Here is a 6205-nt window from a genome sequence, read left to right on the forward strand (position 1 = left end):
AGACTGGCGGCCTCTCGGCACCGCCGGACAGTGCGTCGTCGCAGCAGGACGGTTCCGCGGCGTCCACTGCCAGTCTCGGTGAGAAGATCGTCTATCTGGCATCGAAGCAGGCGGGCAAGCCATACGTGTGGGGCGCCCAGGGTCCGAACTCCTTTGATTGTTCCGGGCTTGTCCAGTACATCTACAAACAGCTCGGCCGGAGCGTGCCGCGGGTGACCGACGCCCAGTACGCGGCGTCGCAGAAGATATCGCGGGATGCCAAGCAACCCGGTGATCTCATCTTCTTCGGGCAGCCCGGAAACATTCATCACGTGGCGATTTACGCCGGGGGCGACATGATGTGGGCCGCTCCCCACAGCGGAACCGTCGTCCGGCTTCAGAAGATTTATTCCACGAGTTATCTCGTTGGCCGGCTGGGGTGACCTGGCTCGACTGTTAACAGACATGCGACCCGTCATGGCCGGGCTGCCGCGTGCCCCACCGTGGGCATTCCGCCAGCTTGGCTGTGACGGGTGCGTCCGCGCGGCGCCTATGAGCCGATCGACGATACTGAAGTGAGATATCTGATAATGACCAGGGGAAGGCACAGAAAACAGTCCCAGTACAACCGCGGCGCGGTGGCTGCCACCGCCGGTGTCATCGGCGCGACGGCGGGAATGATGCTGACCGCGGGTCCGGCGAGCGCGAACCCCACCGCATCGCCCGGTGCCGGCCCGCCTGCGCCCGGCACGAGTTCTGTCGCTGCGACACCTGTTCCCGACGCTTCCATCGCCGGTGCCGGCAGGAAGGCGGGACTTGGCGGTTGTGACGGGAAGCCGCTGCAGACCTGGGTCGCGGTCGCGCTGGCCGAGTCCGGCGGCAACGCGAACGCGCACAACCCCAATGGCGAGGATTCCCGGGGACTGTGGCAGATCAACATGCGGGCGCATGCGGGCTGGGTCGGCGGGGCAGATCTGTTCGATCCAGCCATCAACGCCCAGGCCGCCAAACGGGTGTGCGACATGCAGGGCATCGGAGCATGGAGTACGTACACCAACGGGTCCTACCGCGTGTACCTCGGGCGGGCTGCGGCTGCCGCCACCGAGGCAGCTGGTGATGGCGCGACAGGCACTTACCAGGGCGATCCCACCGGCCCAGGTGGTCCTACTGGGCCGGTCAGTACACCGGTTACACCGGTCACTACGCCGGACCGGACCGCTGCGGCCGACGTGGCGCCGGCACGACGGGTCGCCGATCCGGTGCCCCGAGCGCGGGAAGTCCGCTACACCCACCGCGGGCGTCCCGGCGTGCGCCAGATTCAGCGAGCGCTGGCCGGACGTGGCTACCCTGTCGTGGCGGACGGAAAGTTCGGGCCACATACCACAAATACGGTGAAGGCATACCAACGCCGGCACGGACTTGCGGCCGATGGCGTGGTCGGGGCGCGGACCCGCGCTGCGCTGTTCTCTTTCACCGCGTAGGTCCCATTACCGGATAGATCATCAGATTCTGTCTGTATTGTCGCGGAGGGCAGCGGACTTCAGCGCATCCGTCGGGATGCATTTGAACGGCTTCGTGACCCACTGGCATGTCAGGAGCACAAATAATAACAAGGCTTTTCCAGGTAAATGATGCTGCGGTCGACATCGACCCCGTCTCCGTATTTTTGCATCATTCTGCGTTTGGCGGCAGGACCATCATGATTTCCGGTTGACTCCTGGTGTGGGTGGCATAGATTTATGCCTGTAAATGACATCTCGATGTGGAGGTGATCGAATGGAGCAGCAGCAGGCGCAGCAGGTGGAGCAGTATCTGCGGCAGAACTGGCAGGAGATCCGGCACCAGATTCTCGACCAGTTCGTCCAGGTCAGCACCGCTGATCTCGAAGCCGCTTCCAGCGTCAACGATCTCGTGCGGCGGATCGCGGACAGGTCGCATTACACCGAGCCCTACGTCGAGGCCCGCCTGCGGGAACTCGTCGGCGTCGCAGCGGGGGTCGGCCAGTCGGCGCAGGCCGAGGGCGGGGCCGAGCAGGCGACCGCCGAGGACCAGCGGAGCACCGAGGCCGCGGGCGAGGAGCAGGCCGAGCCCCTCGGCGGATCACGGCAGGCATTCGGCGGATCGGAGCAGCCTGCGGATCCTGGGTGAGATCTGATTCCGACTGGGATCGGCACGCGGCAGGACCGGGTCCGCGGCTATGCGGCACAGGCCGCGTCCGGAACATTTCGGGCGTGGCCGCCGCGGCCTGTGCCATCATGGTGCCCACACCGCGTTCCCACCGTGCCCCCAATCGTGCGGTCACGTGGACGACATGTCCGTCCTCGGGGCTATGCTGCTCTTCTGATCACTATAGTGACCTGTAAGGTCGCGAATAGCAGCAGACATTCGGGGGGCTTCGGTTGCTACGAGGCAGCCATCATCACCGCGTGACAGACGCGGCGGGCGTTGCTGCGCGGCCCCCGCGTCGGTTACGGGCCCCGCTACCTGCGACAGGGACGATTGCCATCGTCCTGGGGCTGGCCACGGGGCTCGTCTTGGGGTCGGCCATTGCGGGGCCGACCGTTGACCGATGGGGTCTGCCGCCGGCATCCGCGCTCGCACCGACGGCCACCCCGACGGCCACCCCGACACCGGGCGGTGACAGCGCCTTTGTGATCCGTGTCGTGGAGCTGCCGGCGACGGTCGACCGAGCCGTGCTGGGAAACCTCAACCGCTTGCTCAAGGACATACCGGAAACCGGTGGTGCCGTTGTCGTACGGGTGACTGGCCCGTCCGCCCTGCCCGATGACCGTCGTGACCTGACCGACCTGGATTCGATCTTCAATCGCCGGGCGATGCTCGCGGTCGAGGTCGCATTGCCGGCCCAGCCGACGCCGGGTGGCTCACCAGATCTCGGGACGGCCGGTTCGTTGCTGCTGGCGATTGCCGACCACCGCTTTGCCGACCCGGACGAATCCCGTGCCGCGCTGTCGCGCAACAGTCGGTCAGCGGCGCCCTGCGCGAAGGAATGTCAGAAGCAGGTGGAGGGTACCGCGACGGAACACGACGCGGGCATGTACGCGACCAACGACGACGTGTTCCTCCTGGCTGCCAGGCCTGGGCAGGGGTCCCGGGTGCAGACACTGGGAAATCTGGCCAACCCGGCTCCCCCGACTGAGGACCAACCGATACTGCCGACGTGGGCGTATGTGATGATTGCGGTTGTGATTCTCGCGTTCGGTGCCGTTGTTCTGCGTGGACGCCGCCTGCGGCTGCCGGTCGGGCTGCGTCGGCGGCGACGCAATGGCGATGCCGGGGATCAATCCACAGGAGCCGCAGGAGTCGCAAGCGGTCCAATCGGCGTGACCGGTGGGCGGACCGAACCACGGCCGGTTTCCCGGGTCGCGGCGCCGAATGTGGCGCTCGGCCCGGTCGGCACGGTGCATTCCGCGTTCGACCCGCAGGGTTACGTCGCGGTCGACGGCGGACTTTACCGGGCAACGTGGATGGGAGGTCCCGGATCGCCCCGACCCCGCGTCGGCAACCAGGTGCTGTTGAGGATGGATGAGGTGGACGGACTGCAGGCGTGGCCGCCACAGGATCACTCCGGCGTCCGGCGATAGAGCCACCTGGGGCCGCCGGGTGTGCGAGAAGGAACTGGAAACGGGGACGAATCAGACAATGGCTCCGCGCAGCAGCCCCGACCGGGCGACGGACCGCCGCCAGCCGCGGGACGTCATCGGCAGCATCCCTATTCCCCGGCCGAGCCATCGCGTGCTCGTGGTCCTCTGCATGGACACCTCCTATTCCATGCGCGGCGAGGCGATCGGCAGGCTCAACGACGCGCTCGCCAGTTGGGCGCGCAGTATGCACGGGGGCGAGAAGATGGCGGCGACCACCGAGTTCGCGCTCATCACGTTCGGTGCCGGGGGAGTGCGCAAGTGGCGCGGTGACGAGAGTTTCGATCCGCGTAGCGACCGGACACCGTTTGTACCCGCCGACGGTTTTCGACCACCGAGGTTGATCGCCGATGGCGTGACACCGTTGGTCGAGGCGGTTCGGCTCAGCATCTCGGTCATCGAAGCGCGCAAGCGGCAGCTAGCCCAGGAAAAGGTGACCTGGAAGCGGCCGCTTGTCTGGCTCGTCACCGATGGCAGGCCAACCGACGACCAGGGGAAACCGACGACGGACTGGCGTCCACTGGCGAGCGAGATCCGCGGGCTGGAGGCAGCTCAGAAACTCGCTCTCTTCGCGATCGGCATCCCACCTATCGACGATCAGGGCCAGGAAACCCTGCGTGAGTTTGCGCCGGAGCGAAACATGGTCTACGGGCGGTTTGACTTCAGTGACATCCTCCTGCAACTGGACAGAAGCGTGGAGGATCCCAACTACAAACTGCGTGGCTACCAACCGAGGCAGGCGTGACCGCCGGCCCGCAGCCCGCATTCACGGGACGAAACGAAGGCCGTGGCCGGCCCTACCGCTGGCGGGTCCGGGGAGCCAGCGTCCAGGGATATTCACACGTGCGGGAAGGGCGATGGTGCGAGGATTCGTTCGCCCATCTTGCCCTGTACAGCCGGGAACCCCTGCCCGACGTCCACGTCCTGGCGGTGGCCGACGGCGCCGGATCGGCACCGCGATCAGCGGAGGGTTCCCGGCTCGCGGTCGCCATCGCGACCCGGCTCGTGCGCGACCGGATCCACACCGGCGGCCGGCCCGCGAGCGCGCCCGACCTGCGCCAACTGCTGGCGGCGGTGCATGAGGACATCGTCACCGAGTTTCATCGGGTCGTCACCGCGGTCGCCGGCGTGGCGCATGTCGGCGAGTTCGCGACGACGCTGACGGTCGTCGTGCTCGCTCATCCCATCATCGGCTACCTGAGCATCGGGGACGGCTTCATCGTCATCCGCACCGGTGACGGGGGACAGGCCAATCTGCATCTGCTCGACGCCGGGACGGCCGACGCCGAGCATTCCAGTCAGACGGTCTTCCTCACCTCGGACACGAGCCGGGCTGTGCGGGTGCATGCCGTCTACGACCCGTGGATCACCGGTGTGTTCGTATCGACCGACGGTCTGATCCCGGTCGCCTTGCGGCGCGACCCCGACGGCCGGCTGGCGGTGGCCAGGGAGCCTGTCATCGACACCGTGCTCAGCCTGCTTGACGACGATCACTTCGATGCCTCCGGCCTCGTCCAGCTGCTGTTACGGGAGGCGGTCACCGATGTGACCCAGGATGACACGACACTGGTGGTGGCCGTCCTGTGCCGGTGACCGAGATTTTTGTGAACGGACGCAGGTTGACCTGTTCGACCGTTCTCGGCAGCGGTACCGAGTCGATCGTCTACGCCGTGGATGCCGATTCCCGGCAGGCCGCGAAAATTTATCGGGAGCCCGACACCGAGCGTAGCCGCCGACTTGAGTACATGCTGCGGGCCTACCGCGCATCGCAGTTCGTCGAGCCCGCCTCCGGCCATCCGGGGCTGGTGTGGCCGCAGGACGTCGCCCGCGATTCCACCGGGACGGTTCTCGGTTATGTCATGCGGCGTTCCGATCATCATCCGCTGAGTACATTCCTTGAGCACCGCACCCGCCTGAGCGCATTCCCGAACAAGGACTGGAAATTCCTGCTGGGGGTGGCCAGTAATCTGGCCCAGCTGGTCGCGATCCTGCACGACCAGGAAATCGTGGTGGGTGATCTCGCGCCGTCCAACATCCATGTTCGAAGCGACGGGCTGATCAGCTTTCTCGACTGTGATTCGCTGCAGTTCTCCTATGACGGCGAGGTTTTCGCCTGCCACACCGTCACCCCGGAATACGCTGCGCCCGAGTTGCTGCCGGAGCTTTCCGGTCCCAAGAGCGTCGAGACGGACCGCTTCACCCTCGCCGTGCTCATATGTCAACTGCTGCTGTGCGGTGACCATCCGTTTCACGGCATTCCGGTCCGGCCGCTGGACGTCGACCCGTCACCGGAGACAAACATCCAGTACGGCATCACCGTCCTGACGGCGCCCAGCGAGGTCGACGTCCCGGCCGAGGCCATCGAGCCCGGTGTCCTGCCGCCACCGGTCGCCGAGCTGGCCCGCCAAACGTTCGGGTCCGGGCACGGCACGGCCGCGACGCGTCCCGCCGCGCAGGAATGGGCCGAGGCGCTCGACCTCGCCTGGGACGACGTGCGTATGTGCGCGGACCGGCCGGGCCACACCTACAGCGGGCATCTGCCGGAGTGCCCTTGGTGCAGGCGGGCC

At 66.5% G+C, this 6205-nt stretch carries 7 protein-coding genes; all 7 read left to right on the forward strand.

Annotated elements, in window-relative coordinates; genetic code table 11:
- Positions 1-422, forward strand: a 422-nt coding sequence (locus U9980_RS06950; protein ID WP_322767178.1) for a C40 family peptidase, incomplete at its 5' end; no start/stop codon positions are given.
- Positions 423-554: 132 nt separating this feature from the next.
- A complete protein-coding gene (locus U9980_RS06955; protein WP_322767179.1) occupies positions 555-1460 on the forward strand; it encodes a peptidoglycan-binding protein in 906 nt (301 codons plus the stop codon).
- Positions 1461-1755: 295 nt separating this feature from the next.
- Positions 1756-2127 carry a hypothetical protein gene (locus U9980_RS06960; RefSeq protein WP_322747126.1) on the forward strand — a complete coding sequence of 124 codons (372 nt, stop codon included), beginning with the start codon at positions 1756-1758 and terminating at the stop codon, positions 2125-2127.
- A 278-nt stretch (positions 2128-2405) separates the two neighbouring features.
- Positions 2406-3581: a hypothetical protein gene (locus U9980_RS06965; RefSeq protein WP_322767180.1), complete on the forward strand. Its 1176-nt coding sequence runs from the start codon at positions 2406-2408 to the stop codon at positions 3579-3581.
- Positions 3582-3639: 58 nt separating this feature from the next.
- Positions 3640-4383 carry a hypothetical protein gene (locus U9980_RS06970; protein WP_322767181.1) on the forward strand — a complete coding sequence of 248 codons (744 nt, stop codon included), beginning with the start codon at positions 3640-3642 and terminating at the stop codon, positions 4381-4383.
- Positions 4380-5231 (forward strand): protein phosphatase 2C domain-containing protein, encoded by an 852-nt coding sequence (locus tag U9980_RS06975; protein ID WP_322754173.1) that lies wholly within the window; start codon positions 4380-4382, stop codon positions 5229-5231. The genes U9980_RS06970 and U9980_RS06975 overlap by 4 nt, the downstream gene beginning before the upstream one ends.
- Positions 5222-6205 (forward strand): protein kinase domain-containing protein (locus tag U9980_RS06980; protein WP_322767182.1); only part of this gene is annotated, 984 nt, incomplete at its 3' end. The genes U9980_RS06975 and U9980_RS06980, both read left to right, overlap by 10 nt.

It is taken from the genome of Protofrankia sp. Cr1, assembly GCF_963555865.1.
Taxonomy (GTDB): Bacteria; Actinomycetota; Actinomycetes; order Frankiales; family Frankiaceae; genus Protofrankia.